General features: G+C 62.3%; 37 protein-coding genes and 2 tRNA genes. 38 read left to right on the top strand and 1 reads right to left on the bottom strand.

Features of this window, described 5'->3' with window-relative positions; genetic code table 11:
- Positions 1 to 62: 62 nt before the first annotated feature.
- From WIX41_RS02495 to WIX41_RS02310, 38 genes are all read left to right on the top strand, one after another.
- Positions 63 to 248 carry a hypothetical protein gene (locus tag WIX41_RS02495; protein ID WP_339445601.1) on the top strand — a complete coding sequence of 62 codons (186 nt, stop codon included), beginning with the start codon at positions 63 to 65 and terminating at the stop codon, positions 246 to 248.
- Between the two features lie 450 nt (positions 249 to 698).
- On the top strand, positions 699 to 1,178 hold the full coding sequence (locus tag WIX41_RS02490) for an endonuclease domain-containing protein (RefSeq protein ID WP_339445600.1): 480 nt from the start codon (positions 699 to 701) through the stop codon (positions 1,176 to 1,178).
- Between the two features lie 2 nt (positions 1,179 to 1,180).
- Complete coding sequence (locus tag WIX41_RS02485) at positions 1,181 to 2,038, top strand: YdaU family protein (protein WP_339445599.1); 858 nt, start codon at positions 1,181 to 1,183, stop codon at positions 2,036 to 2,038.
- Positions 1,965 to 2,414, top strand: coding sequence for a hypothetical protein (locus tag WIX41_RS02480; RefSeq protein ID WP_339445598.1), 450 nt, complete (start codon positions 1,965 to 1,967; stop codon positions 2,412 to 2,414). The genes WIX41_RS02485 and WIX41_RS02480 overlap by 74 nt, the downstream gene beginning before the upstream one ends.
- A complete protein-coding gene (locus tag WIX41_RS02475; RefSeq protein WP_339445597.1) occupies positions 2,411 to 2,608 on the top strand; it encodes a hypothetical protein in 198 nt (65 codons plus the stop codon). The genes WIX41_RS02480 and WIX41_RS02475 overlap by 4 nt, the downstream gene beginning before the upstream one ends.
- Complete coding sequence (locus tag WIX41_RS02470) at positions 2,605 to 2,781, top strand: hypothetical protein (protein WP_339445596.1); 177 nt, start codon at positions 2,605 to 2,607, stop codon at positions 2,779 to 2,781. The genes WIX41_RS02475 and WIX41_RS02470 overlap by 4 nt, the downstream gene beginning before the upstream one ends.
- On the top strand, positions 2,778 to 3,251 hold the full coding sequence (locus tag WIX41_RS02465; RefSeq protein ID WP_339445595.1) for a hypothetical protein: 474 nt from the start codon (positions 2,778 to 2,780) through the stop codon (positions 3,249 to 3,251). Before WIX41_RS02470 ends, WIX41_RS02465 begins: the two co-directional genes overlap by 4 nt.
- A complete protein-coding gene (locus WIX41_RS02460; protein WP_339445594.1) occupies positions 3,248 to 3,736 on the top strand; it encodes a hypothetical protein in 489 nt (162 codons plus the stop codon). Before WIX41_RS02465 ends, WIX41_RS02460 begins: the two co-directional genes overlap by 4 nt.
- Entirely contained in the window at positions 3,733 to 4,101 is a 369-nt protein-coding gene (locus WIX41_RS02455; protein ID WP_339445593.1) for a Ref family recombination enhancement nuclease, read from the top strand. Before WIX41_RS02460 ends, WIX41_RS02455 begins: the two co-directional genes overlap by 4 nt.
- Entirely contained in the window at positions 4,098 to 4,385 is a 288-nt protein-coding gene (locus WIX41_RS02450) for a hypothetical protein (RefSeq protein WP_339445592.1), read from the top strand. Before WIX41_RS02455 ends, WIX41_RS02450 begins: the two co-directional genes overlap by 4 nt.
- A 219-nt stretch (positions 4,386 to 4,604) precedes the next feature.
- Positions 4,605 to 5,216, top strand: a complete 612-nt coding sequence (locus WIX41_RS02445; RefSeq protein WP_339445591.1) for a hypothetical protein — start codon at positions 4,605 to 4,607, stop codon at positions 5,214 to 5,216.
- Between the two features lie 133 nt (positions 5,217 to 5,349).
- Complete coding sequence (locus WIX41_RS02440) at positions 5,350 to 5,742, top strand: dATP/dGTP diphosphohydrolase domain-containing protein (RefSeq protein ID WP_339445590.1); 393 nt, start codon at positions 5,350 to 5,352, stop codon at positions 5,740 to 5,742.
- Positions 5,743 to 5,855: 113 nt separating this feature from the next.
- Positions 5,856 to 6,875 (top strand): hypothetical protein, encoded by a 1,020-nt coding sequence (locus WIX41_RS02435; RefSeq protein ID WP_339445589.1) that lies wholly within the window; start codon positions 5,856 to 5,858, stop codon positions 6,873 to 6,875.
- Between the two features lie 79 nt (positions 6,876 to 6,954).
- Positions 6,955 to 7,410, top strand: coding sequence for a hypothetical protein (locus WIX41_RS02430; RefSeq protein ID WP_339445588.1), 456 nt, complete (start codon positions 6,955 to 6,957; stop codon positions 7,408 to 7,410).
- A tRNA-Ser gene (locus WIX41_RS02425) sits at positions 7,392 to 7,478 on the top strand. Before WIX41_RS02430 ends, WIX41_RS02425 begins: the two co-directional genes overlap by 19 nt.
- 275 nt (positions 7,479 to 7,753) lie before the next feature.
- On the top strand, positions 7,754 to 8,215 hold the full coding sequence (locus WIX41_RS02420) for a lysozyme (protein WP_339445587.1): 462 nt from the start codon (positions 7,754 to 7,756) through the stop codon (positions 8,213 to 8,215).
- A gap of 14 nt (positions 8,216 to 8,229) precedes the next feature.
- Positions 8,230 to 8,391, top strand: a complete 162-nt coding sequence (locus WIX41_RS02415; protein WP_339445586.1) for a hypothetical protein — start codon at positions 8,230 to 8,232, stop codon at positions 8,389 to 8,391.
- A gap of 10 nt (positions 8,392 to 8,401) precedes the next feature.
- A complete protein-coding gene (locus tag WIX41_RS02410; protein ID WP_339445585.1) occupies positions 8,402 to 8,956 on the top strand; it encodes a trypsin-like serine peptidase in 555 nt (184 codons plus the stop codon).
- Between the two features lie 12 nt (positions 8,957 to 8,968).
- Positions 8,969 to 9,346, top strand: a complete 378-nt coding sequence (locus WIX41_RS02405; RefSeq protein WP_339445584.1) for a hypothetical protein — start codon at positions 8,969 to 8,971, stop codon at positions 9,344 to 9,346.
- A 117-nt stretch (positions 9,347 to 9,463) separates the two neighbouring features.
- A complete protein-coding gene (locus WIX41_RS02400) occupies positions 9,464 to 9,664 on the top strand; it encodes a hypothetical protein (protein WP_339445583.1) in 201 nt (66 codons plus the stop codon).
- A gap of 10 nt (positions 9,665 to 9,674) precedes the next feature.
- A complete protein-coding gene (locus tag WIX41_RS02395; RefSeq protein WP_339445582.1) occupies positions 9,675 to 10,319 on the top strand; it encodes a hypothetical protein in 645 nt (214 codons plus the stop codon).
- Positions 10,320 to 10,344: 25 nt separating this feature from the next.
- Positions 10,345 to 10,509 carry a hypothetical protein gene (locus WIX41_RS02390; protein WP_339445581.1) on the top strand — a complete coding sequence of 55 codons (165 nt, stop codon included), beginning with the start codon at positions 10,345 to 10,347 and terminating at the stop codon, positions 10,507 to 10,509.
- A gap of 151 nt (positions 10,510 to 10,660) precedes the next feature.
- A complete protein-coding gene (locus WIX41_RS02385) occupies positions 10,661 to 10,930 on the top strand; it encodes a hypothetical protein (protein WP_339445580.1) in 270 nt (89 codons plus the stop codon).
- Positions 10,902 to 12,173: a PBSX family phage terminase large subunit gene (locus tag WIX41_RS02380; RefSeq protein WP_339445579.1), complete on the top strand. Its 1,272-nt coding sequence runs from the start codon at positions 10,902 to 10,904 to the stop codon at positions 12,171 to 12,173. The genes WIX41_RS02385 and WIX41_RS02380 overlap by 29 nt, the downstream gene beginning before the upstream one ends.
- Complete coding sequence (locus WIX41_RS02375) at positions 12,173 to 14,401, top strand: portal protein (protein WP_339445578.1); 2,229 nt, start codon at positions 12,173 to 12,175, stop codon at positions 14,399 to 14,401. Before WIX41_RS02380 ends, WIX41_RS02375 begins: the two co-directional genes overlap by 1 nt.
- Positions 14,398 to 14,682 carry a hypothetical protein gene (locus WIX41_RS02370; RefSeq protein ID WP_339445577.1) on the top strand — a complete coding sequence of 95 codons (285 nt, stop codon included), beginning with the start codon at positions 14,398 to 14,400 and terminating at the stop codon, positions 14,680 to 14,682. The genes WIX41_RS02375 and WIX41_RS02370 overlap by 4 nt, the downstream gene beginning before the upstream one ends.
- Positions 14,683 to 14,900: 218 nt before the next feature.
- Complete coding sequence (locus WIX41_RS02365) at positions 14,901 to 15,812, top strand: hypothetical protein (RefSeq protein WP_339445576.1); 912 nt, start codon at positions 14,901 to 14,903, stop codon at positions 15,810 to 15,812.
- 15 nt (positions 15,813 to 15,827) lie between these two features.
- Positions 15,828 to 16,817, top strand: coding sequence for an SU10 major capsid protein (locus tag WIX41_RS02360; RefSeq protein WP_339445575.1), 990 nt, complete (start codon positions 15,828 to 15,830; stop codon positions 16,815 to 16,817).
- A 61-nt stretch (positions 16,818 to 16,878) separates the two neighbouring features.
- On the top strand, positions 16,879 to 17,190 hold the full coding sequence (locus WIX41_RS02355; RefSeq protein ID WP_339445574.1) for a hypothetical protein: 312 nt from the start codon (positions 16,879 to 16,881) through the stop codon (positions 17,188 to 17,190).
- 9 nt (positions 17,191 to 17,199) lie between these two features.
- Positions 17,200 to 17,820 (top strand): phage adaptor protein, encoded by a 621-nt coding sequence (locus WIX41_RS02350; protein WP_339445573.1) that lies wholly within the window; start codon positions 17,200 to 17,202, stop codon positions 17,818 to 17,820.
- A complete protein-coding gene (locus WIX41_RS02345) occupies positions 17,820 to 19,286 on the top strand; it encodes a hypothetical protein (RefSeq protein ID WP_339445572.1) in 1,467 nt (488 codons plus the stop codon). The genes WIX41_RS02350 and WIX41_RS02345 overlap by 1 nt, the downstream gene beginning before the upstream one ends.
- 241 nt (positions 19,287 to 19,527) lie before the next feature.
- Entirely contained in the window at positions 19,528 to 20,001 is a 474-nt protein-coding gene (locus WIX41_RS02340) for a hypothetical protein (protein WP_339445571.1), read from the top strand.
- On the top strand, positions 19,998 to 20,888 hold the full coding sequence (locus WIX41_RS02335) for a hypothetical protein (RefSeq protein ID WP_339445570.1): 891 nt from the start codon (positions 19,998 to 20,000) through the stop codon (positions 20,886 to 20,888). The genes WIX41_RS02340 and WIX41_RS02335 overlap by 4 nt, the downstream gene beginning before the upstream one ends.
- 12 nt (positions 20,889 to 20,900) lie before the next feature.
- Positions 20,901 to 22,427, top strand: coding sequence for a lytic transglycosylase domain-containing protein (locus WIX41_RS02330; RefSeq protein WP_339445569.1), 1,527 nt, complete (start codon positions 20,901 to 20,903; stop codon positions 22,425 to 22,427).
- Positions 22,427 to 24,160, top strand: coding sequence for a hypothetical protein (locus WIX41_RS02325; RefSeq protein ID WP_339445568.1), 1,734 nt, complete (start codon positions 22,427 to 22,429; stop codon positions 24,158 to 24,160). Before WIX41_RS02330 ends, WIX41_RS02325 begins: the two co-directional genes overlap by 1 nt.
- 216 nt (positions 24,161 to 24,376) lie before the next feature.
- Complete coding sequence (locus WIX41_RS02320; protein ID WP_339445567.1) at positions 24,377 to 25,552, top strand: tail fiber domain-containing protein; 1,176 nt, start codon at positions 24,377 to 24,379, stop codon at positions 25,550 to 25,552.
- Positions 25,539 to 26,051 (top strand): hypothetical protein, encoded by a 513-nt coding sequence (locus WIX41_RS02315; protein WP_339445566.1) that lies wholly within the window; start codon positions 25,539 to 25,541, stop codon positions 26,049 to 26,051. The genes WIX41_RS02320 and WIX41_RS02315 overlap by 14 nt, the downstream gene beginning before the upstream one ends.
- A 54-nt stretch (positions 26,052 to 26,105) precedes the next feature.
- Complete coding sequence (locus WIX41_RS02310; RefSeq protein ID WP_339445565.1) at positions 26,106 to 26,291, top strand: hypothetical protein; 186 nt, start codon at positions 26,106 to 26,108, stop codon at positions 26,289 to 26,291.
- Between the two features lie 61 nt (positions 26,292 to 26,352).
- On the opposite strand, the gene WIX41_RS02305 is transcribed toward WIX41_RS02310, so the two are convergent.
- Positions 26,353 to 26,439, bottom strand: a tRNA-Leu gene (locus tag WIX41_RS02305).
- Between the last annotated feature and the right edge of the window lie 12 nt (positions 26,440 to 26,451).

Genomic DNA, 26,451 nt, shown 5'->3' with positions numbered 1-26,451 from the left:
AGGCCAATCGTACTCGGACTAGCAGCGCCAATACCTCCCTCACTGACTACCTCCATACGGACATGTACGCAGACCCGACACACATCCGCGACAACGAAGTAAAGATCCGCCTCAACGACGACGAGCTCGCCGTGATTGAGGCCCTTGCCCGATTCAACCAGCAGCAGCGCGCAGTGTTTGTACGCAAGGTGTTGCTGGCCGGTGTTCAGAGCATGCAGAAGAGTAGCCGAGCGCTACACGCCGCCTGAAGGCCGGTTCCAGGCCCGGTGGAGGCCCTGTGGAGACAACGAATCTCAGCCGCGCGGAAATGGAAGCGCTGCGGCAGCTGGCAGACCGTTTGGGAGTAACGGTCGAGGAGGCGGCGGAGGCCGCTATCAGGCGAGGACTGAACGACATGTTCCGCCTGTCTCAAATTGAGGCCCGGGTCATCCCCTTTGAGGGCCTCAATCGGCCCCGGCAGGACCCGGCAAACAAAACCAATGACCGTGAAAGGTGAATGCTGTGGCTGACGAAATCGACCGGGCCAGTGACCTGGAGTGTGCCGAGCGTGACCACGCCCTGCGCGCCCACCTGAGCCGCCCAATGAAACCCGTCCCGCCCTGCGAAGAGTGCGGCGACCAGCGCTGCCACGTAACCGCCCTGGGCGTCGTGTGGCGCTTCTGTGCCGACTGCGCCGAGCAGCGCCTGCGGGGGCAGTAATGAAGAAGGACGGCTGGCGCGATTGGCTCTCTACCCGATATGCCGGGGAAAAGTCGGACAGCCCTATCGAGGCGCTGTACACGGCCGCTTTCGACTTGGTCCGAGACCGTCTAGCGGTTCCTCGGGCGCCGCTGGTGCGGATGGAGCAGCAGGCGAAACTTGGGCCATACCGTGCGGACGTTTTGTTCACGTGCGCGTCTGCGGATGGTTCGGCAAGGCGACTGGTGGTTGAGTTGGACGGGCATGAATTCCATGAACGCACAAAGGAGCAGGCGGCAAAGGACCGATCCCGCGACCGTTGGATGCTGGCCCAGGGCGTGACCGTCATTCGCTTCACTGGAAGTGAAGTGTGGAACGACCCGTTTTCCTGTGCAGATCAGACCGCCGACCAGATTCACCAGCTTGTTCATGGCACCACGCGAAAGGCCGCTAAGGCCGCCGCGTGTATGGCCTACATGCGAGCCCTGTTCGAGGACTGACCGTGAATTATTACGAACACCACATCGGGGACTACGCAGCGGCCACGGCGCACCTGTCACTGGTCGAGGACGCGATCTACTCGCGGCTGCTGCGCAGGTACTACCTCCAGGAGGAGCCGCTGCCAACCGATGTCCGGCAGGTTGCTCGCCTAGTGGGTGCCCGTTCGCCGGGCGAAGTCGAAGCTGTCGATGTGGTGCTGGGGGAGTTCTTTGTGCTGGCCGACGACGGCTGGCACAACAAGCGCGCTGACGAAGAGATCGAGCGCTACCAGGTCAAGCAGGACAAGGCGCGTGCCAGCGCAAATGCCCGCTGGAGCAGGGATACACAGCAGGCGCAATGCGAAGGCAATGCGAACGCACTGCGAACGCATAGCGAAGGCAATGCTCTCCAGACACCAGACACCAGTAACCAAGCAGAAAAGCAAAAAGCAGGAGCGGCGCGTTCGCCTAACGGCTCCCGCCTCCCCGCCGACTGGGCTCCCTCCGCCGACGACATCGACTTCGCGGTTGCCGAGCGGCCGGAGGTCGATTGGCGCGCCGAGGCCGAGAAGTTCCGCGACTACTGGCACGGCGTCGCCGGGGCCAAGGGTCGTAAGGCGAACTGGCAAAGCACCTGGCGAAACTGGATCCGCCGAGCAGACTCGCCGCGCGGCGTCGCCCGGGCCGGGCCCGGAAACGTCCAGCAGATGGGCAAAACGGCGCAAGCGTTGATGGCATTGGAGGAATTCGGAAATGGCGGACTGGATCAAGCGGGAAATTTCGGAGGGCCTGAAACGGCTCATGTGCTTGGGCAAGGAGCGGACACCGGCGGCAGAGGTTATCCAGCTGACCGCCGCCGTCTGGTTGGAGGCGGTAACTGAGGGGCGTCAGTTCGACCAAGAGCAGGACGCGCCGCGATTCCGCAAGGGCTTCGCCGTCCTGTGCCGCGAGAGCGCGACTTGGCCGCAGCCCGGCGACCTGCTGAAGGCGATGCCGCCACGCGGACAGTTGACGCTGACCAAACAGCCGATTCCGGCTGATCCGGACTCCCCGGAGATGAAGAAGAAGTTCGATCAGATCGCCAAGCTGTTCAAGCCGTCGGCGCGGCGGCACGACAACAGTCACGGGCACGTGACCCCACGCGCCGATGGTATCCGCGCGCGCTGCGGCGGCCCGGGCATCTGCGACGTGTGCAACAAGGAGCTGCAGTCGCTAAAGGCCACGGCCCAGGCGAGGGCGGTTGGAGCCATCCCATGACCAAGGCAGACACCATCCGTTTCCTGCGCTCGGAGCGATGCTCAGCTTCGGAGATCGCACTGGCGGTCGGCTACAGGGAGAAGACAGTGAAGGCGATTCTCGACCACAAGCAAAGCCTATACATGAGTCGGCGCGCGCGCACATTCAATTCCTGGCGTGGTACGGCGCTTAGCGACAAGGTGATCTCGCTATGACCCCCGAACAACTCCACGCCGCCCACCAGTCGGGCCGCTACATGCGCGACGCGCACAAGGACCGGTCGTCGGTCCCGATGTTCGAAATGGGCCCCGACGGGCATGAGCTGCGCAAGGAGTGGCAGGCCGGCTGGGACGAACGAGACAGCGAGATCAAGAGGAGGGCGGAATGAACGACATTGAAAGCCGGGCGCGGGAGCTGCTGGCGGCCAAGTACAGGGCATCCGGAAGTCAAGTAAAGCAGTCATTCGCGCGCCAGCTTTTAGCGGGGCGAGTGGAGGGTTTTGAGGATGAGTTAGCCGCCATCGTCGCAGCCCTTACGCTGCCTAATGGTTTCGCGCTGGTCCCTGGTGTCGCAATGATCCGATATCTAGTTGTCGCGGTCTTCGCATGGGCGCTGGCCTCCTGCATTCTCTTCCTGCTCGGATCATTCACTGCCGCGACCCTTGACCCACTGGAGTGGGCCCCGCCTGGTCGATTCTTCATCGCCCTGCTTAGCCTTGTGTCTGGGTTGGCCTGTGGCGCATGGGCGTATGCGAAAATCGAGGATTATCACCGCCTGATTCGGATCGACCTAGCAGGTAGGGAAGCTAGCGCTCGGTGGCATCGAGACTGGGTTCGACGTCCGGAGGTGCAATCGTGACCTCCCTCCGAAAGACTCCGGCGACCGAGCGCTTCGCCCTGCGGGTGGACAAGGGCTGCTTCCGGGTGGCCGACACCACCACTGCCGCCCGGTTGCGCCAACGATCCTACAGCGTGGGCGACCTGGTCTTCGCCGAGTTCAAGAAGCCGCGAAACCCGAAGTTCCACCGGCTGGCACACCAGCTGGGCATCCTGTGCGCCGAGAACCTGGACGCCTTCACCGGCATGGACCCGCACAAGGTGCTCAAGCGCCTGCAGGTCGAGTCGGGCGTTGGTTGCGAGGAGATCGCCTGCCTGCTGCCCAGCGGTGGCGGCTCCTACGTGGCGCGTATCCCGCAGTCCCTGTCGTTCGAGTCCCTAGACGAGGGCCAGTTCCGCGAGGTCATGCGCGGCCTGTGCCGGCATCTGGCCGCGACCTACTGGCCGAAGTGCACCGCCGAACAGATCGAGTCGATGGCCGGCTGCATGGTCCAGGAGGCCGCATGAAGCGCGGACTGTCCACTGGACGGCCAACCAACGCAGAGGCGGCGCGCATCATGGCCTGCAAAGAGGGGCCGTGCGTCGCTTGCCTTGCGTGGGCGGAGGGCGATCAAGCCCCACTAGGGTTTACTCCGGTGTGTGGGTGCGACTATCACCACTTGCTTAGCGGGGGGCGGAGGCGCGGCCATATGTTCGGCGTGGGAGTCTGCCCTTGGCACCACCGTGGCGTTCCAAATTGGGGCTGCACGGTGAAGGAGATGCGGGTGCACTACGGTCCCAGCCTGATGGATGGATCCAGGTTGTTCCATGCCGCCTACGGCAGTGACGATGAACTTCTCGCAGGCCAGAACCTGCTGCTGGAGGTCGCATGAGAAGGGCGGCGAGGCGTGATGAGAACCATGCCGAGATCGTGGCTGGCCTGCGAAAGTCGGGTTGCGATGTTGTGGACCTGGGGGCCGTGGGTAATGGCTGTCCCGACCTGCTCGTTCGGCGGTGTGGCCGACTGATTCTGATCGAAGTTAAGGACGGCGCGAAGCCGCCCAGCGAACGCCGGCTGACGCCGGATCAGGTGAAATTTCATGCGCTGTGGGGCGACTCGGTGGTGGTGGTCACCTCCCTGACGGAGGCCCTCTCGGCTATTGGAGCTGTGTCGTGACCAGCCGCGTATGGCATGAAGAGCTCGGCGGTGTTCGCGATACAACGAACGTGAGGCTGGAAATGGCGATAAGGCTGGCAGACCAGTATCGGAACAGAGTGCCGACCCCCAAGGAGTTGACGGAACGCTACGGAATGCACAGGGCGACGGCATACCGGTGGATTCATGCACTGCGCTCCGCGCGCGGTCAACTTTCCAGACAAGATCAGGGGAACCCTCATGGTTGACGTACGCGAAAAGCTGGCCCAACTGAACCCGTCCTCGGTGCGGTACGACGTACTCCCAAGTGGTGCCGGTAGTACCGAAAACCCGTATGCCATGGCCCTCGGGTTTGTCCCTGCTGGAATGGGGCGCGACCTGCTGGAGTACCTGTACTGGACAGATGGCGCGGTTCGCCGTGGCGCGGCGATATACCAGGGAATCGCCAAGGTCGCGATGGGTGAGTGGGCTGAGCGGATGCGCAGGCACGCCGACGCGGGGTGTAACTATGGGCTGGCCGAGTCTCTGGCCAAGTTCAATGGCGACCGAAGCGAGGCCACCACCCGCCAGCGTTCAATTCTCCAGGCGCGTGTTGCGGTCGCGAGGGACAACCTGTGGCCGGAGAAGCTGCAGGACAAGCTGCCCATTCTGATTCCGATCCTCCTTCACACCATGAAGCGGGACAAGGAAGTGGACACGAACGAGAAGCGTGCCAAGCTGCTCGGTATGACTGAGGCTAGCTACCGGCAGACGTGGGCACCGGTCTACGAGTGGATGCTCAGCCGGATGATCGATGAGGAGCAGGCGGCGGCCCGCGCCATGGAGCAGGCGTTGAGGAACGAGGCGGCTTAATCGTGGTTGCTAGCCACGATGGAAGTGCGGATTATTCGTACCATGCGCGATCCGTGACGGTTTAACCCGCCACTTCCTCGCCCAATGATTGTTTAAAGCCCCGGCCAGTCCGGGGTTTTTCTTTGGAGCTACCGTGGCCTACCCCGACAACAACCCGAAAACGGCTGTCGGGGCCACGAAAGTGCCTCTACACCTCGTTCCGCCAAGCGCCAAGCACTACCTGGCACTGGCACTGGCCGATGGGGCGCGGAAGTACGGCCCGTATAACTGGCGGGATTCCAAGATCAGCGTCTCGGTGTATGTGGCGGCAATGCATCGCCATATCGATGCCTTCTGGGACGGCGAGGACTTCGCCGAGGACTCAGGCGTTCACCACTTGGCTCACGCGATGGCGTGTCTGGCCCTGCTGCTTGACGCCAACGGGGTGGGAATGCTGCAGGACGACCGGCCAACGCCCGGCGCAGTGGGTCAGCTTCAGTATGCATTTAGCAATAAAAACCTCCCACGAACCGATACGGGTGACTGATGAAATGCCCACGATGCGGTGAGGAGGGTGCGGTTAAGAACGGCGGGAACCGAACTGTTTGCCGCAAATGCAACAAATTCGGCGTAATCCGCCCGCAGGATCAGGAAGACCCGGTGCTGGCCGCCAAAGGTGGCTGGGCTCCGGAGCAGCAGATGGTCCACCCGGCGGCGCCAGGGTTCCAAGTTAAAGGAACCTCGACCCTCTACCGCACAGACGGCAGTGTCGCCGGCCAGTGGGTGAAAACGTCCCAGGACGGCGTACAGATGCAGGCCGCGCTTGAGGCGGCGGTTGTGGCGATGGCTGCGGACCTCCCCAAGGTCGCTCCACGCAAGGCTAGGGGTAGCTGGCGGACTGATCTGCTGGTCGGCTACCCCATCGGTGACCCCCACATCGGCATGTCGTCGTGGGGCGTGGAAACGGGCGAGGATTGGGATCTCCAGATTGCCCGGCGAGTGCACTGCGAGGCGATGGCGGCCCTGGTTGAGGCGGCTCCGGCAACGGAAACGGCGTTGGTGGTAAACCTGGGCGACATGCTGCATTACGACAGCATGGAAGCCAAGACTCCCCGCTCAGGCCACATGCTGGACGCGGACGGGCGGTACGCCAAGGTCATCGACGTGGCCGTGGCGACGATGCGGCAGTGCATTGAATCGGCGCTGTCCAAGCACAAGTTCGTCCACGTGGTGAACGTGGTCGGCAACCACGATGAGACCGGCGCACTCTGGCTGGCGCGCCTTATTGCCACCGTCTACGAGCGCGAACCCCGTGTCACCGTGGACGTGAATCCGTCCGTATTCAATTACTTCCGATTTGGCAAGGTGCTGGTCGGGATGCACCACGGCCATACCTGCAAACCGGAAAAACTGCCGGGCGTCATGGCGGCGGATCGCGCGACAGATTGGGGTGAGTGCCTGCACCGGTACTGGTGGCAGGGTCACATTCACCATGAGAGCAAGAAGGAATTCCCCGGTTGCTCGGTGGAAAGCTTCAACACCCTGGCCGCGAAGGACGCCTACGCCAACAACGGCGGCTGGCGCTCAGCCAGAACCATGCAGGCGGTGGTCTTCCACCGGGAGCATGGCGAGGTGGCTCGATCCCGCGTCAATGCGGCGATGTTTGAGGAGGCAGCATGATTGTCATCGGGCTGGTTCTGTACGTGGCACTCGTCGTTTACATGTGCGTTACCGACAATCCTGAGCATGGTGGCCCGCGATGACCACAATCGCAGTCCGCGACGGGATGATGGCTGCCGATACCCAGTTGTCCAGCGGAACCATCCATCGTGTGCAGAAGATATTTGAACTGCCTGGTGGTGGCTGCGTCGGTGGGGCCGGGGATTGGCCGAAAGCCTACGCTGCGATCAGTTGGCTACTGGGCGGCAGGCAGGGCGACTCCCCTGAATTTGAGGATACCGAGCTGGTGATACTCAAGCCAGACGGCTCGGTATGGATCGCATGTGAACGCTTCCCAGAGTTTCCAATTCTGGACGACATGGCGGCGATTGGCTGCGGCAGTGCTGCGGCGATGGCCCTGATGCACCACGGGCTGAGCGCTAAGGACGCGGTGCGCGCCACGTGCAAAACAGATCCAGGCTCGAGCGATCCGGTTCAGGTCTACAGGCTTCCGAAGAAACGGAAGATGCGATCAGAGGGTTGTTCCGCTGTGTAGGACGGCGAGCGGTCTTGAAAACCGTGGTGCCCCGAGGGGCAGGGGTTCGACTCCTCAGCAACCCGCCATTTCAACGCCCAGCCCCGGACCATAGCGCCGTGGATGCCTGCGCTTGCGCAGCGCTGGGCACCTTTTAACGCGACAGGGGATCGAGTGTGAATCAAGAGATGGTTAACGCGGCTGGCGCAGCTGCGGCCAAGAGTGCGCCGCCTTTGGCGGTTGTGGCCGCGTCAGTCGGCGGGGCCATTGACATGACGTTCCTTGTGGGCGCGGCGACCTTGATCTACCTGGCTGCGCAGATTGGTTACCTGATCTGGAAATGGCGCCGGGAAGCGAGGTCAAAATGAAGGGCAAAATCATCGGCGGATCAGCCGCGAGCGTACTGGTTCTGGCGCTGGCACTGGTCAAGCCCTGGGAAGGGTACGCCACGGAGCCCTACATCGACATCGTGGGCGTTGCCACCTATTGCTACGGCGACACCGGCCCGCATGAGCAGCGCAAGTACGGCGAGCAGGAGTGCGCGGCGAAGCTCAACAGCCGGCTGGGCCAGTACCTGACCGGTATCAGTGGTTGCATTAATCGGCCGATGCGTGAGCGCGAGTGGGCTGCGGTCCTGTCGTTCTCCTACAACGTCGGTGTCTCGGCCACTTGCCGCTCCACGATGGTTCGCCGCATCAACGATGGCGAGGTTGGACCGGGCTGGTGCGCCGAGTTGAGTAAATGGGTCTATGCCGGAGGAAAGCGGGTCAAGGGCTTGGTTAATAGGCGCGCCGCCGAGCGGAAGCTCTGCGAGGGCCGGTCATGAACGACTCTAGGTATATGAGCCGCAAGTTCCTGCTGGCGTGCGCCGGTTGGGCTGCAGGTGTTGTGTTCTTCGCTATTGGGAAGTTGGACGCGGCGCAGTGGATGAGCCAATCGGCATGGGTGCTGGGCCTTTACCTGGCTTCCAACGTCTCTGACCAGGCTGTAACCAAGACCTAGAGGGTCTGCCATGCGCTGCTTCGCCGTATCCCTGCTGTTTCTGATCGCGGGGTGTGCACAGGCGCGCCCATCCATTGAGCAGTACACCTACCGGATCGGCACGCAGGATGGCGGGCTGTGCAGCGCCACAGCGGTGGGTCGAGACGCCCTGCTAACGGCGGCGCACTGCGTCAAGCGGACCGACAGCTACCTCTACATTGGAACCGAGCGGGTCACGGTCAGCCACATCGAGATCGACTCCAGGGACCACGCCCTGCTGCGGGTGCAGAAGCGCCTCCCAGTCTGGGCTCAGCGCGGACCAAGCCCGAAGAAGGGTGATCGGGTCCAGGTGCTGGGAAATGTTGATGGATTTGAGCAGCTCTACCGGTTTGGCACCTTCGCTGGCTGGTATCAGGGTGCGTTGGTCTACGACATGACGTGCGGCAAGGGTGACTCAGGTGCCGGCATCTTCAACGAACAGGGCCAGTTGATTGGCGTGGTCAGTGCCGTGTACGTCGGCCCGATCATCCGGCTTTGCGTGTCCTACCCCTTTGCGTTCACTGTTCAGCAGTGGGCGAGCGTGTGATGGAGGCTGTCTGTGATCCCCTGGTACTTGAGCCCGAAGGTCTGGCTACTGGCCGCCCTTGTGAGCATTGCCGCGCTGCTGTACTGGCGAGGTGGCAGCGAGGCGAGGGAAGAGGTCCGGGAGCTGACGACGGACGCCAGGGCAACGGCGAAATCGAACGAGATCAGCCGTTCGACACAGCAACGGATCGAGACTGAAGGCTATGAGACTCAGCGACAGGCACAAGAGCGTGTGGCGCGGGTACAGGAGCGTATTGCTGCTTCTCCTGATAGCAGCCACCTTGATGCTGACATCCTGCGCGAGTCTCGGGAAGCGTGGGCTGCAGCGATTCGCAGTGCCTGCAGGCTGCGCCGAACGTTCGATTGCCCTGCGGCCGACGCCGCCCCCTGAGAGTACGGACTGGCGCGTGTGGGCGCTCGCCTACATTCGGGCAATGGCAGCGTACGAAGACAGCGAGAACAAGAGAGCAGCAACAGCCGAATGTCTGGACCAGCACCGGAGCGGCAAATGAACCACATGGACGAGCTGGCCCAGGCGTTCGTTGAGGAGTGCCACGAAAGGTCCTCCTTCGCGGCAGCCATTCGCGTGCTGGATGACAGCAACGTACGAATCATCTGCCGGAAGGTGCCCATGGGCGCCCTGGCATCACTGCTGCGCAAGGCGGCGGACATTTGCGACAAGCAAGCCGATACAGACCGGCTCAACTGAGGGGAGAGATATGGCTGAGCCGAGTAAGGCCCGTAACTTCTTTGGGCGGGTAGTAGACCGCATCCTGCCGGGCAGCAACTACGACTCCAGCACGGGGACGTACAGCAACATTGGGAAGGGCGCCCTGGGCCTCGGCGCACGACTGGCGGCAACTGCATTCGCGGGGCCGGCAGTGGGTGCACTGGTTGGCAGGGGCGCCGGCTATCTGATCGATCACACGGGTAACAAGGTAAGCGGCGTGCAGCCCGAGAATGTCAACCCCTATGGGCCGGTGAACGCCGGGTACGCCAACGGGGTGGGCATGCCTGCAACGCCCAACCTGGGCCTCGGCGCACAGACGCCGGGCAACACCTGGGCGGGCTATCTGCAAGGGCAGGGATCGACAAACAACCTCGGCAACACGCAGTTCGGCAATGGCATGGCAGGCATCCCGGGTAGCTGGGGAGCGCAGAGCCAGTGGGGCCAGCAGATTACAGCGCAGCCTGCCGCTCAGGGATCAAACCTTGGGTTCGGCAGCAACGTTCAGAGCTTCGCGGGCGGTGGTGGGGGCGGTGGAGGTGGGGGCGGTTCGTCCATGGGCGGTAGCGGCATGGGGGGCATCGTCGGCGGTCGACTTGCCAATGAGTCGATGCTCGACGTTAGGCGACGCTGGTAGTGAAGAGCAATCAACAGGAGCAGACATGCCGACTTGGCTGAGTGGTAAGCAGATTGTCCTGACCAAGACACAAAACGGTTGGTCGGTTGGTCCCGATAAGGGGACTTTGCCTGAGCAATGTGTCGTATTTGAAACATTCGCCGCACTGACGTACTGGCTGGATGCGAACTGGGGCAATCCGGCTCCGTGATTACGTAATGCCAAACCGGCGCAGAGCCTTGCGGGGCAATGGGCCGGTGTGCTGGTTGCGTAACCAATCTCCATTGTCCCGGATTGCAGGACGAGACGCCTAGTCGCCCTAATTAAAAGTCAATAGGCAATCTGAACTAGAGGCAACAAGAATGGCTCGTCCCAAGGGGCTGCCCAAGACTGGCGGTCGCCAGAAGGGTGTGCCCAACAAGATCAACAAGGACCTCAAGGAGATGATCCTTGGGGCTCTAGATAAGGCCGGTGGGGTTGACTACCTGGTCCGACAGGCGGGCGAGAAGCCCGCAGCATTCCTTGCACTCGTAGGGCGCGTCCTGCCCATGACGGTTGCGAGCGATCCAGACAACCCTCTCCTGACCGGTATCACGGTGACCCTTGTCCAGCCTGAGCATCCAGATCCCTGAGAAGCTCGGGTTCTTGTTTGCGCCTGCGCGTTACAAGGTGGTCCACGGTGGTCGAGGGTCGGGTAAGAGTTGGGGTATCGCCAGGGCGCTCATCATCCTGGCGGCCAAAACCAAGATGCGCATCCTTTGCACCCGAGAGGTGCAGAAGTCGCTGAAGGACTCGGTTCATAAGCTGCTGGCCGATCAGATCGAGGGCATGGGCATGTCGGCCCTGTTCGACGTGCAGGCAAACGCGATCAAGGGTGTTAACGGGTCGGAGTTCATTTTCGCTGGCCTGAGCGACCAGACTGCTGAGTCGATCAAGTCCTACGAGGGCATCGACATCGTGTGGGTGGAAGAGGCGGCCAACGTCTCTGACCGTAGTTGGACGATCCTAACGCCCACGATCCGCAAGCCGGGCTCTGAGATTTGGGTCAGCTTCAATCCCGGCCTAGACACGGACCCGACGTACCTGCGATTCGTAGTTGAGCCGCCGTCTAGCGCGGTGGTTGTCCAGATGAACTACGCGGACAACCCGTGGTTCAAGGACACCGAGCTGGTCTCCGAGCGCGAGGACGACGCTCTCAAGCTGCCCGAGGCTGACTACAACAACAAGTGGCTTGGCAAGTGCGTTCCCGCCGTCTCTGGCGCGATCTACGCAGATCAGGTGGCATCCGCAGTCGAAGCCAACCGGATCGCTCAGGTGCCCTACGACCCGCGCCTCAAGGTGCACGTCATCTTCGATCTGGGCTGGAACGACGCCATGGTGCTGGGCTTTGTACAGAAGCACATCAGCCAGATGCGCCTTATCAAGTCGCTGGAGTATCGGGGTAAGACCCTGGAATACATCAGCGCCGAGCTAAAGCAGCTCGGCTACAACTGGGGAACGATCTTCCTACCCCATGACGGCGATCACGGCGACTACAAGACGGGCCTGACCGCCAAGCAGCTCATGCAGGGCCTTGGTTGGTCCGTAGAAGTCATCCCGACATACCCCGGCGCAGTCGAGGCCGGTATCCGCAAGGCCCGATCCATGTTCCCCCGCGTCGTCTTCGACAAAGACGAGTGCAAGGGACTGATCGAGAACCTTCGCCGCTACCGACGCGCCATCCCGCAATCCACGGGCGAGCCGGGCAGGCCGGTGCATGACGAACATTCCCACGGCGCGGACATGTTCCGGTATGTCGCCGAGGCCGAGCAGCAGATGACGAATGACACCTGGGGCGAAACCCCGGCGCATCGCCCCAACATGAGGCTTGTTTGATGGCTGACGACTACGACGCAATCACCGAGGAAGACGAGGAGTCGCATGCTCCCGAGCCTGGGATGACCGACGAAGAGCTGGCGGCCCTGATCGACCGCGAGAGTGCGGTGGCGATTGGTATTAATGACCAGTTCGCCTCCGACCGCGAGGAGATGCGCTACTTCTACATGGGCGAGGCACGCGGCAAGCTGTCTCCGCCTGATGCAGAGGGCCACTCGCAGATCGTGTCCAAGACGTTGATGGATACAGTGGAGTGGATCATGCCCTCCCTGATGAAGATGTTCTCTCAGGAGGGCGTGGTTGTCTTCGAGCCGGAGAGCCGCGAGGACGAGAAAGACACGCAGGACGCCTCGACCTACTGCAATTACCTGTTCTTCAAGGAGAACGAGGAGGGCTTCACGACCCTCCACGACGCGATCAAGTCCTGCCTGATCTTCCGTATGGGCGTCACCAAGACGTGGTGCGAGAAGGCGTGGGATGAGCGCCAGGAGATCTACCGGAGCGTGTCCTCGGCTGAGATTGAGGCGCTGTCGCAGGATGAGGGTGTTGAGATCGCCTCCATTGAGGAGGTTGGCCAGCTGTCGCCGGAACAGTTGCCGGAGGGCGCGCCACCTGAGGCCGCGATCCTTTACGACGTGACGCTCAAGCTGCGGGAGCAGAAGAACAAGATCAAGGTTGATGGCGTCCCGCCGGAAGAGATCCGGATCGCCCGAGACACTCGCACCCTAGCAGACGTGCGCTATATCGCCCATGTGGTCGAGCGCACCCGTTCGGACCTACTCTCTGAGGGCTGGCCGGAAGACGAGGTAGACACCTACTGCGGCGACCAAGAGGCCGGGCAGTGGGAGAAGAACGAGCGCCACGAGTACGACGGTTCCGAGGACTACGACGACAACGAGGGTGACGAAAGCCAGCGCAAGATCACGGTCACCGAGGCTTACATCAAGGTTGACTTCGACGGTGACGGCATTGCCGAGTACCGCCGCGTGGTCAAGGCTGGCCGGTATATTCACTCCAACGAGGTGACGGACGACCATCCGTTCTCGCTGGCGACGCCGATCCTGATGCCTTACAAGCTGATCGGGCTGAGCTTCTACGACCTTGTGGAAGACCTGCAGCGTATCCACACGGTGCTGACGCGCCAGATGATGGATAACGCCTATCTGGTCAACATGCCGCAGACCACGGTGGTTAACGGCCAGGTCAACCTTGACGACCTGCTTAACCCGCGACCCGGTGGTTACCGCCGTGTTAACAGCCTGGAAGCACTGCGGGTAGACACCACGCCGTTTATCGGGCCACAGGTGCTGACCCTGCTGGACCACTTCGGGCAGGTGCGCGACACCCGTACCGGCGTCACTGAGATGAATTCCTCGCTCAACGCCGACAGCCTCGCAAAGGGGAATATCGGGTCTGAGGGTATTTCCGAGCTGATCTCGCAGGGTGCCCAGCGCATCGAGCTGGTAGCCCGCGTCATCGCCGAGACCTTCATGCGGCGTCAGTGGCGCTTGCTGCTCAAGATGGCGAAGCAGTACACCGACCGAGAGCGCGAGATCAAGGTTAACGGTGAGTGGTTGCAGATCGACCCGCGCCAGTGGAAAAACCAATACCGCATGTCGGTGTCGGTGGGCGTTGGCAATCAGGGCGAGGCCAAGAAGATGATGGGCCTGCAGCTCATCGCCAGCACGCAGGAAAAGGCTTTCGAACTCGGTATTGTGACGCCCGAGAACGCCATGAACTTGGCGCTGGACATTGCCCGTGCAGCGGGTGAGAAGCAGCCAGAGCGCTACTTCAGCCCAGCACCGCCTCCGCAGCCTGATCAGGGGCCGCCACCGGAAGTGCAGATCGAGCAGATGAGGCAGCAGGGCCGCCTGCAGGAGATCCAAGTCAAGGCGCAGACCGATATTCAGGTAGCCCGCATGACGCAGGAAGCGCAGGCCCAACAGGCGATGCAGGAGACGCAGCTTGAGGCCCAGCGCAACGAGCTGGACCGTCAGGCGCAGGCCGACCAGGCAGCGCTGAAGCTCAAGTACGACGCGCAGCTCGCTCAGCTCAAGTTGCAGTACGAGGACGAGGACCGGCAGAGGGAGCGCGACTTCCTGCGCTGGAAGGCTGAGCTGGAAGCCTCGGTGAAGATCGAGACGGCCAATATCAGTTCCAAGGCCAAGATCGACAACGCGGCCACTGATACGGCCACCGCTGAGATCGCCCAGGAGGTGCAGCAGTGACGCCTGAAGAAGAGGTTCAACGTGGTCTAGACGCAGAGCGGCTCCTTCGGGAGCCGTTGCTCGTTGAGGCCTTCGAAATCCTTGAAACGGAGTACACCCGAGCATGGCAGACCAGCCCGGTAAGAGACGCGGAAGGCCGCGAAAAGTTGTTCCTGACCCAGTTGATGCTGACCAGGGTCAAGGATCACTTGCGAATCGCGATGCAGGATGGCCAGTTGGCTCAGAAAAGGTCGCTGGCGGAAAGGGCCCGGCAGGTTGGGCGGAAGTTGTTGCGCGACTGAGCGCCGTTGATGGCGTTGTAACCGGGATCACGGTGTCTTTTGAGGCATTCCCGGCGTTGTACGAAACCCCGCACTACGGCGCGCCCGTGTGTCAGGGCGAAACCTTCGAAATCCGCATGGCCGATGGAACCCGACTGGGTTAACCGAGCGCCGCAACCAAGGAAACAGATATGACGAGTCAACCCTCCGGGGAACTCGGCCCTAGCGAGCCGAGCCTGATGGATATTGCCGCTGATATGGACGAGCAGCCGGGCGAGGCAGTCGAAACCGAGGAATTGGACGAGGAACAGGCGCCCGAGGAAGTCGAGGAAGAGGCCGAAGAAGAGGCATCGGAAGAAGAATCTGAGGAAGAAGAAGAAACCCCGCCGGAAGACCCCGAATTCGAGGTTGAGGGCGCAAAGGTCAAGTTGTCCGAGCTTCGTGCCGGATACATGAAAGACGCAGATTACCGACGCAAGACGAGCGAGGTAGCCGAAACCAAGCGCGCCGTAGAGGGTGAGCGACACGAGGTGCAGCAGCAGCGGGAATATCTCGCCAAGCAGACTGCACCTCTGTTGGGCCTTTTGCGCGAGCAGTTGATCGGTAGCCAACAGCGGCTTGCACAGCTGGCGAACGAAGACCCCGCAGCCTGGGTGTCGGAGAACCAGCAGTTCCAGCAGCGGGCGCAGATGTTTGATGCCTTGCTGGCTGAGAACGACCGGCTTGCCGGACAGCAGAAGGCGGATCAGGAGCGTCAGGAGGCCGAGCTTGCCAAGAGTGAGCGCGTAGTCCTCCACGAGAAGCTGAAGGAGTGGAATGACCCGAAGGTCGCAGCCGCAGAACAACAGCAGATCGCGCAGTACCTGATCGACCTGGGCTATTCCCAGGATGAGCTGAACATGCTCACCGACCACCGGGCATTGCTCGCGGTCCGTGACGCCGCCAAGTGGCGCGAACACCAGAAGACGGTTGCATCGGCCAAGGCCAAGAAAGGCCAGCCCGCACCGCCTGAGCGTGTCGTCAAGGCAGGCGCAGCCAAGGTCCCGCCGACCCAGCAGCAGCGACGTATCGCAGAGGCCAGTAAGCGCCTCAACAACAATCCCAACGATCTCCGTTCACTCGCAGCCTTGGCGCGCGAGGGCGGATTCTAATCTCAAGGACCAGAAATGCCCGCAAACACCCTGATCACCAACAGCGTCGTTCGCATCGCCGAGGACGTTGAGGACAAGGTTTACAACTTCCGCCCGAGCGACACCCCGCTGGTGTCCTCGATCTCCCGCGTCAAGGTCGAAAACCGGTTCCATGAATGGACGGCTGACACCTACCGCGCCCCGAACCCGGCCAACGCCGCGATTGAAGGTGCTGATGCGACCTACGCAGCCATCACCCAGCCGGGCCAGTACAACAACCGCACGCAGATCATTCAGGACACCCTGTCGATCTCCGGCACCACCGAGGCTGTGCGCAAGTACGGCCGCAGCTCGGAAGTGTCCTACCAGCGCACCAAGAAGATGGTAGAGCTGAAGAAGGACATCGAGGCTGCGGCGATCTCCAACGCCACTGCTGTTACCGGCACCTCCGGCGTGGCGGGTCAGATGCGTGGCCTGTACGGGTTCATCGCGACCAACAACAGCCTGGGCGTCGGCGGTGTGGCTCCGAACCCGCAGACCAATACGGCCCCGACTGCGGGTACGCTCCGCGCGTTCACCGAGCCGTTCCTGAAGGCGGTCATCCTCGGTGCGTACACCAACGGTGGCAGTTGCGATGCGCTGTTGGTTTCCCCGGCGCATAAGCAGGTTGTCTCGACCTTCACCGGCAACGTGCAGCGCACCAATGAGGTGGCCACGCAGGGCGGGGTGAATACCAAGTCCACCCCCAACCCGGTGATTCTGCAGACCTCGTTCACCTTCTACGGCCACGACTACGGCGTTACCAAGGTGATTCCGAACCGCGTGATGTCGGGCTCGGTCGCGGGTCTGGTCAACACTTCGTATCTGGTGGACTTCGACAAGCTGAGCCTCGGCCAGCTGCGTCCGTTCCAGTCGAAGGAACTGGCGCAGGTCGGTGATGCGGTCAACTACCAGATCCTGACCGAGGTCACCCTGGTGGTGCCGCAGGAAGGTGTGCTGGGCGCTGTGCGTGACCTGAGCCCGTAATTCGGGCGCTGTGGACTGAGCTGGGGCGGCCTTCGGGTCGCCCCTTTTCTTTGGAGGATCGATGCAGGACGGAATCAAGCGGGTCATGACCCGAGATGGTGAGAACGCCATCGACCTGGTTTACGCGGACATGGATCAGCTCAAGGGACTGGAGCATCACTGTTCCACCATGAGCAAAGATCAGTCCCACACCTCCGGCGACGTTGTGATGCTCGCCGAGGTTCCAGCCGAGGTGCTGGAGAAATATTGCAACGAACGTGGCGTGGCATGGGCCGAGTTCATGCGGTCGCGCGACATGCAAACCGAATTTATCAATAGCGAGTATGCCCGCCCATTTCGGGTGTGGGGACGTACTGGCAACAAGAAGTTCTGAGGAGGCGGCGTGGCGGTTATCGTTGACTATTCGACACTGAAGGCTGCCGTCGCCGACGAGCTTGCACGTGCCGACCTCACCGGCGCAATTCCCGGCTTCATCCAGCTGGCCGAGGCGGATCTTAACCGCCAGTTGCGCGTGCGCCAGATGATGTCCACCTCGACCGGCACAAGCGCGGGGAACACGATCACGCTGCCTGCCGACTATCGCGAGATGCAGGGCGTCTATGTGAACTTCGGCGGCCTTCGCCAGAGCCTCACCGCATTGACCCCGGATGCGCTGGCAACCAACGCCAACTATTTCGGCGGACCGCCTATCGGCTACGTGGAACAGGGCAACACTCTGACGCTGGTGAACGGTCCCGGCAACATGGACTACACGCTTACGTATTTCGCCACGATCCCGTCGCTGTCCGATGCCAACCAGCAGAACTGGCTGATCACGCGCGAACCAGGCCTATACCTGTACGCCTCGCTGACGCACTCCGCACCATACATCCAGGATGACGAGCGCATCCAAGTGTGGGCAGCTATCGCCAAGGCGACGCGCGATGGCATGAAGGCCGAGGACGACGGCGCGCGTTACGGCTCGGGGGCCATGATTCGCACCGCCCGTAGGAATTTCCCCTAATGCGCGCTCAGCTCGTTGGCTTCGCGCCGGATCTGGATCCGGAGACCCCGGGCATCCTGACCGACTGCGATGCCATCATTCCGACCACGCAGGGCCTGTCTGCGGCCAATTCCCTTGTTGATGCCAATCTACCGGCCCTGGCATCTCCGGCTACCAGCGCCTTCATTGCGCTCCTTCTGGACGGCACCAAGCGCGTCCTGGTGGCCGATGGGCCGCGTATCGAGGAGGCTTCCTCTGGCGCGTGGGTGGATAGGTCGCGAGTCGGCGGATATTCCGGCACCAATCGGATGCGCTGGGCGGTATTTGGCAACAACGTGCTGGCCGCCAATCGCACTGAGGTGATCGGTCAGGCAGTCCCTGGATCCGGGTTTACCGACATCGCAACGTCTCCGGCCGCCTCGATCATCGTGACCGCTGCGGGCTTCGTGATGGCCCTGAACGTGAATCAGGCCCAGTACGGCGACGCCCCGGATGGTTGGCATTGCTCGGGCATCCGCAATCAGGCTACATGGACCGCTGCTGCAGCCACGCAGTGCGCTTATGGCCGCCTGCTGGACTCTCCTGGCGCCATCAAAGCGGGGGCAGCGCTGGGCAGCGACGTGGTGGCCTACAAGGACACCAGCATGTACCTGGGTCGCTACGTTGGCCCTCCGCTGGTGTGGCAGTGGGATCGTGTACCGGGCGACATCGGCTGCTCGGGCAACGAGTCGGTCGTGGTGGTGGGTACGCAACAGTTCTTCATCGGTCCGTCCGACTTCTATGTCTACGACGGCACGGTGCCGCGTCCGATTGGTGGTGCAACCTTCAACAGCACGGCGACACCAGTCCGCGAATGGTTCTTTGCCAACCTCAACCAGCAATATCGGGAGCGCATTTTCGGTGTTGCCGATATCCCGCGCGACCTTGTGTACTGGTACTACCCCAGCACGGCCAGCTCCGGCGAACTTGATTCTTGCCTGATCTACAACTTCCGTACAAATCAGTGGGGAAGGCAGGCAGTGGGAGTACAGGCGGCACTGCTGTATTCGTCCGGTCAGATCACCTATGACGGCCTGGGCGGACTGTACGCCACCTACGACGACCTGCCGGATATCGCCTATGACTCCAGCTTCTGGCTGGCCGACTCGCAGGCTCCTGCGGTAATTCAGGACGGGGTGTTGAAGACCATTACCGGCGAACCCGGGCCATCGTGGCTGGTCACTGGCGACTTCGGCGACATGGCGAGCTACTCCATGCTCAAGCGCGTGGTGCCTCGTTACATCGTCAGCCCCGCATCGGCCACTGGAACGAACTTTTACCGTGCATCCCTGGGCGAATCTAGGGTTCAGGACTTCACCGTGGACATGGCCCGAGGCCGGTTCGACTTCCGGCGTTCTGCACGCTGGCATAGCTACCGCCTCGACTTCCCGGGCCGCATGTCGATCAACGGGCTGGATATGGAACTGACGGGGGCAACGCCGGAATGAGAGTGCAGACACAGCTCCGGCTTCCGGGCGATGACACCGCGCAGACCCGCCATCTGACGACTTCATGGGCCGCACTCACAACCCAGCTCAATCAGCTCTCTGAGGGGCAGGTCGTCGCAGCTACCAATGCCGCGACGGCCGCCCCGACGGGTAGTGCGACCACCTACAACCAAGGCGATTTCATCCGCAACTCAGCCCCTGTCGTGGCCGGCACTGCCGGCTCTCGCTACGTGGTCATGGGATGGGTCTGCGTCGCCGCTGGCGCACCTGGCGCCTGGGCCGAATCTCGCACATTAACGGGGACCTGATGGAACTCATCATTATTAAACCGGACGAGCTTCGCGCTCACTGGCCGGTGATTGCTCCTGCGCTGGATTCGGTCATTGCGGCCACTTCTCCTGACTGGATCAAGGAAGACGTGTTTCACCGGATCAAGTCCGGCGAGGCGGTGCTGCACGTTGTTTACGGATTGGGCCAGTACAAGTGCATGTTCATCCTCACCCGCGAGGTAGAGGAGTACAGCGGCAATCCCAGCCTGCATATCTGGATTGCTCACAACGGTGGCGATGCCGAGTCCTACAACTTCGGCCTTGAGCAGATCAAACAGGCAGCACGCCACTTTGGCGCCACGCGCTTGACCCTTGAATCGCCCCGGCTCGGCTGGGCAAAGCGGTTCCGTTTGGTTTCCGCAACCTACGAGGTGCCGCTGGCATGAGTTCCGGAAAGAAGAAGACCACCAACACCACGGTTAACACCAACGATCCGCCCGCATGGTCGGTTCCGTACTATCAGGACGCACTGTCGCGCGCCTCGTCGCTGTCCAAACAGCCCTACATGGGCTATGGCGGCCCAACCGTGGCCGGATTCAGTGGCGATCAGGAGAGCGCCTTTGAGATGGCGCGCGGCCAGGCGGCGCAGAACGGCCAGTGGCAGGCCAATGCCGGCGACTACATCAATCGGACCATCGGCGGCGAGTACGACAACCCGTATCGCGATCAGACCAATCAGTATGCCGGCGAGAACCCGTACCTTGGCAAAATGATCACTGCGGCCAACCGCGATATTACCAAGAACTACACCGACTCCACGCTACCGACCCAGCTTGCCCAGTTCAACGCTGGCGGCGCCTATGGTGGCTCCGCCATGCAGCAGGCGCTGAGCCAGGGGCAGCAGAACCTCGCCCAGCAGCTCAGCGATACCAACTTCCAGTATCGAAACGCCGATTACGACCGGCAGGCCCAGCTCGCCGAATCGGGCCTGAATCGAAACGCCAGTATCTGGAATCAGGACCAGCAAAACCGGCAGGGGGCAATGTCGTTCCTGCCCTCGCTGCAGCAGATGGGCCAGAGCGATGCCAACCAGCTTCTGCGTAACGGCTCCTTGCAGCAGGCACTGCAGCAGCAGGCGATCAACGACGACCGCGACCAGTTCAACGAGTACCGCGATTGGGATGCCAACCGTCTGGGTCTGCTGAGCAACGCGCTGGGGTCGATCAAGGGTGGCACGGGAAGTGAGACGGTGACGGGCGACAATCCCAAGTACAAGAGTGCCGCCGAAAATGGCGCGGCATATGCGCAGATCATTGCATCACTGTTCGGCTAATGGAGTGCAGTCATGGCGTTTAATCTAGGCGGTCTCCTTGGCAACTTCATTCCTGAATCCTATGGTCTAACCGATCAGGACAAGCGCGCCCTTGCCAAGCAGGGGCTGCTTGCGTCTGGACTGGCGATGCTGTCCTCCCAGAGTGGTGGCAACTTCAGCCAGTCGCTAGGTGAGGGGCTTCAGTCTGGTTTGCTGGCGGTCAATCGCGGCGCAAATAGCGTGGGCGAACAGCGTTACCGGCAGCAGGCGATGCAGCAGCAGCTCGGCGGCGGCACCGACTTCCGGGCACTGGACGCCAAGGCCCGCGCTGCAGGCTTTGAGCCGGGTACGGACGAGTACAAGCGGGCATTTCAGGTGGCACTCGGCACTGAGGGGCGCGCATCCAGCGCTGGCTACGGCTTCTTTGAGTTCGAAGGGTCTGATGGCCGTAAGCGCATGGGTCGCAACAATCCGCGAACCGGTGAGCGGGAGGTCTATGACGAGGCAGCCGGGGAGTTTGTTCCGCTTGGTGGAATGGGGGACGGTGTTCCGACCGCCCCGCCAGCTACTCCGGGCTTTGGCATTGCTGAGACCGACAACTACGTCCGCAAAATTCTGAGCAACGTGGCTGTTGATCCGAATGCGACGCCGGAACAGCAGGCTGCACAGATCCTCCCGGCCCTTATCCAACAGGAGAGCGGCGGGAATGCGGCTGCGGTTTCACCCAAGGGCGCGGTTGGGCTGACCCAGGTCATGCCCGCCACGGGTGCGGATCCGGGCTTCGGCGTGTCCCCACTGCAGAACGGCTCTCCGGAGGAGAATGTCCGCCTCGGTCGCGACTACCTAACCGCCATGCTGAAGCGCTACCCGGGCCGTCCAGACCTCGCTCTGGCTGCGTACAACGCAGGACCGGGGGTGGCTGACCGATTCGCGAGTCCGCAGGCATCCGCGCGTCCCGGCATCGCGACGGGGCGCCGTCCGGAAGACGAGGCTGCTGCCGTTGAAGCCGCAAAGCGCAACGTTGAGCTTAGCGTGCTGCCAACCGAGCTAAACCTGCGCACTAATGCGGCCCTGAATGAGGCGAAGGGCAAGGCCGATATTGCCACGCAGGCCGAAGTGGAGGCACAGGCCGCTACCAAGCGGCGTGATGCCAATGTCGCCCTGGACCTGATCAAGCAGGCTCGCTCGGTTCTTCCGCAGGCCACAGGCGGCGGCCTTGGGGCGTCCTACGACAAGGCAAACGCATGGTTTGGCAAGGGGACGGCGGGTGCCAACGCAAACGCCAAACTGCAGACCATTGCAGGACAGATGACCAGCAAGATGCCTCGCATGGAAGGCCCGCAGTCTGACCGTGATGTCGAGATGTACAAGCAGATGGCCGGCGACGTAGGCAACGCCAGCTTGCCCGTGTCCACTCGCCTTGCTGCGCTCGATCAGATCGAACTGCTCAACCTTAAATACGCGGATCAGAACATCCCCGGCACTGCCGCAGCTCCCGCCGCAGCCAAGCCCGCGCCCCGCCGCCTGAAGTTCAACCCCGCAACCGGGAAGATCGAATAATGCCCATCGAAGTCGAACTGCCGGACGGCAACATTGTCGAGTTTCCGGACGGCACGTCGCCGGGGACGATGGAAATGGCACTGGCGAAGTACCGTCAGAAGCCCGCGCGTGCCGATTTCTCGGGTGTGCGGGCGTCGGTAGACTCCACCGCTCAGGCCGTGCCGGGCCTGCAGCGCCTGGAGGGTGCTGAGAGCCTGGGCGGGATGGGCGCGGAGCAGCTTGCTGCTGAAAACCGCATCCGCCGCTCCCAGTTCGACCCGCAGGCTGCTGCTGCTGCCGAGCTGGCGAATCGCCAGCAGTCGTTCCGGCAGGCCCCGTTGCTGGCGCAGGCGGCAGCGGGCGCAGGGTCACGCGTGGCCTCGGCTGCGTTGGGTGCTGGGCAGCTGGCCGGAATTGCCGATGGGCAGGACGCAGCCCGTCAGCGGCAGGAAATGCAGTTCATGGACGGCAGTGGCGCAGCCACCGCAGGCAAGATCGCGGGTGACGTTGGCCTACTTGCTGTTCCGGGTGGCGGTGTGGCGAGGTTGCCCACGTTCGGCGCCCGACTCGCCGGCAACGCAGCTCTTGGTGGTGGGTATGCCGCACTTGCTCCCGTGCTGGACGATGAGAGTCGCCTGGAGAATGCCGCCATCGGCGGTGCCGCAGGTGCGGCGGGTGGCCTGCTGCAGAGCGGCCTTGGGGCGCTTGCGGGGCGCGCCAAAGCGGCGGTCGATCCGATCCGTCAGCGCGCCTTGGAGGTCATGCGGGAGCAGGGGATTCCCCTGCATCTGTCGCAGCTGTCTGAGTCGCTGCCGATCAAGACCATGGCTAGCGTGGCGAAATACCTTCCCTTCTCGGGGGCCGGCAGCGCCGCAAAGACCCAGCAGCAGGCATTCAACCGTGCCGTGGGCAAGACTTTCGGTGCCGATGTCCCGCAGTTCACGGACGAGGCCCTGACCACTGCGCGCAAGGGTATGAGCGGTCGGTTCCAAGAAATCTACGACCGGAACAATATCCCGCTGGATGAGGCTGCGGCCAGTCGTCTGTCTGCTCGGCAGGCGGAGGCCACCGAGCCCCTGTTGCGCGAAGAGGCAGCGGTAGTTGAGCGTTACGCACAGAAGATCCGTGATGAAGTGCAGGACGGCCAGATTACCGGCCCGATTTACCAGCGCCTGCGCACCAACCTGCAGGAGGCTGAGCGACGCGCGAATCCTGGTGTCGCCAACGCCATCAAGTCGCTACGCGGGGAACTGGACGACATCGCGGCTGAGTCTGTGGGAGTGGCAGATGCTGCGGCTCTGAAGGCGCTGCGCAGCCAGTGGGCGAACTTCCGCACCACCGAGGGCGTACTGAAGCAGGTGGCGGGCGCAGGCGGTGACGTGCGTCCTTCGGCGTTGTGGCCTGCAATCCGCAAGGGCAGCACCAAGGAAATGCGCGATCTAGCGCGATCTGGGCAGGTGGTACTCAAGGACCCTATTCCGGACAGCGGCACGTCTGGGCGTCTGATCGCGGGTAGCCTGCTGAGCGGTGGCGGCATTGCGGGGGGGCTGGGTGCGCTACCGGCCATCGGTGGCCTACTGGCAGGCGGTGCGACGGTAGGCCGAGCGCTTAACAGCGGCCTGCTGGCCGATGCCCTGTCCAAGCTTCCCCAGGGTGCTGGCCTACTGGCCCTGTCCCGCGCCGCCCCGGTCGGGGCTGTCGTCGCTGCTCCCGCTGTCGCTGCCAAGGCGAAGCGGCGCAGAAACGACGACTGAGCGGGAATGATATTCCGCTAACGCGGCTTCCTTCCGGTCCCTGCGTCGTTCCAGGTAGTTGGTCAAGACATCCCAAAGCCAGATAACGATGGGGGTCAGGATGATCGCAATAACCCGCTCTTTGTCCATGTTCTGGATACCGCGCCGGTCGGCTTAGTCAGACCTCCCGATATTACCACTCCAAGGCCCTGCGGGGCCTTTTTTGTTGGAGAAATTATGCCCGTCCCGAACAGTATGGCGGACCTGGCGACCCTCGCCAGCTCCAATTTTCCGACCGGCACCGAGTCAATCGGCAACAGCCTGGACAACTACATCCGGTCGCTGTCGGCCATCCTCCGATCAACCAACGCGGTGGCGTCCTCGACCATTGCGTCGGCTTCGACCACAGACATCGGCCTGGCGAACGGTGAGTCTGTGATTATTACGGGCACATCCGCGATTTACAGCTTTGGCCCCGGCTTTGTGGGGTGCTTTCGGGAACTTTACTTTCAGAGCGCACTGACTATTGTGCAGGGATCGGGAATTTCCACTCCCACCGGAGCCGACCTTGCCGTGACGGCAGGAAGCACCCTGGGGCTGCGCTGCACCGCATCCGGCGTGTGGCGCGTGGTTATCGGTACTGGCTACGTGGCCGCAAACCGGGCCGGCGACACCTTCACTGGCGACGTTGGCTTCAACGGGGCACTAAACCTGTTCGGCCCAACCGGATATCTTTACAAGGCATCTAACGGTTCAATTGGCCTTCGCGCCCGTACTGACGATTCCGCCACCACCTCGTTCTTCAGCTTCAGGGCGGTGGGTGGCGACTTCGAAGCCCTCTCTGGTGGCGTTCGTGCGGCGGCTCCCGTTCGAGGGGCTGGCCGGGTGTACTCAGTTGCGGGAAATCCCAACCTCGGCGGATATCCCACTGGATTGGCCTGCGCGCTGGAGTGCAACTCCACCACTGGTCGCGGGCAGGTGTTCGGCTACGACTACGGCGGCGGCGCATACATCCCCTTTGACTACAACGGCAGCTCCCACAACTTCAATGCCGCCATATTCTGCACCGGCAATATCACGGCCTACTCGTCCGATGCGCGGCTTAAATCCAGAGTTGCTAGTGTCTCCAATCAGGCTGTGGAGGACTTTTTCAGCCGCTTCCGCGTCCGCGAGTTTGATTGGGACTTTGCGGCGATCAGCGACCTTAACCCGGAGTTCAAGCCAGACGCTCCCCATGAGATCGGTGCCGTGGCTCAAGAGGCTGAGGAGGTGATGCCCACGATGGTCGGCACCCACGAAAAGACCGGAATCAAGACGATCCGCTGGGAGAAGGCCATGCCGCTGGTTATTGCGGAGATCCAGTACCTGCGTGATCGAGTGCGTGACCTGGAGGGTGCAAATGACGCTGCCTAGTACCGGTCCGATTACCGCGCAGATGCTTATGCAGCAGTACGGCGGGGGTTCGCCATTTCAAATCTCGGACTACTATCGCGGCGGCCCGCGCGTACCCAACACAGGGGCCAATGCAACCGTGCCAACGAGTGGGGCAATCAGCTTCGCCAATTTCAGGGGGCAGGGCGGCGCTGGAGGTGGAGGTCTTGCGGCCAGTAACTCTGGCGCTACTGGCACCGTTACACAGAACGAACCGGCGCCTGCCAGCCAAGTTGTATCAGCGAGCGGAAGCGTATTCGCATCTGGCGGCTCCGGCTCTTATACCTGCACATGGTCCCATTTGAGCGGCAGCACGGCAATCCCGACGCCAGGCGCCAATGTCTTCAGCCCATCGTTCACTGCCACCGTTTCAAAAAATGACTTCCTGATCGCTGTCAAGCGGTGCACCGTAGCCGATGGTGTCAATACCCCGGTCGTTACTGACATGAGTGTTGCGCTCAACTACCGCACCAATCTTTGAGGTAACAGGAGGTCCGTCTCACCGGGTGAGCCGACTGGCGTGTATCTTCGGCCCATGGACACCCCCGACACCCCCGACAAGCCCGAATCCGACCGCCCGGACCCCACGAAGCTCGCCCCGACGTTCGGGCACCTCCTGATGCCCGATACCCGCACCCCTGAAGAGCAGCGCGCCGCGTCGCTCAAAGAGTCAGCCCGGCGGAAGGGCCGGGGGCGCGGGAAGTGGTGGGAGAAGGGCTGACCACTGCACAAAACCTGCACCGATCCGTTTTGCGCGATGGGTGGAAACAGCCCGAAACCATTGGTGCCCGGAGCCGGAATCGAACCGGCATGGGGTTGCCCCCGGCGGATTTTAAGTCCGATGCGTCTACCAGTTTCGCCATCCGGGCCGGCGCTGCGGA

Origin of the sequence: Stenotrophomonas sp. AB1(2024), assembly GCF_037482345.1 — a bacterium.
In the GTDB taxonomy this organism is placed as follows: Bacteria; Pseudomonadota; Gammaproteobacteria; order Xanthomonadales; family Xanthomonadaceae; genus Stenotrophomonas.
The sequence above is the reverse complement of the archived record's forward strand: the minus strand, read 5'-3'. Positions and strand labels throughout refer to the sequence as shown.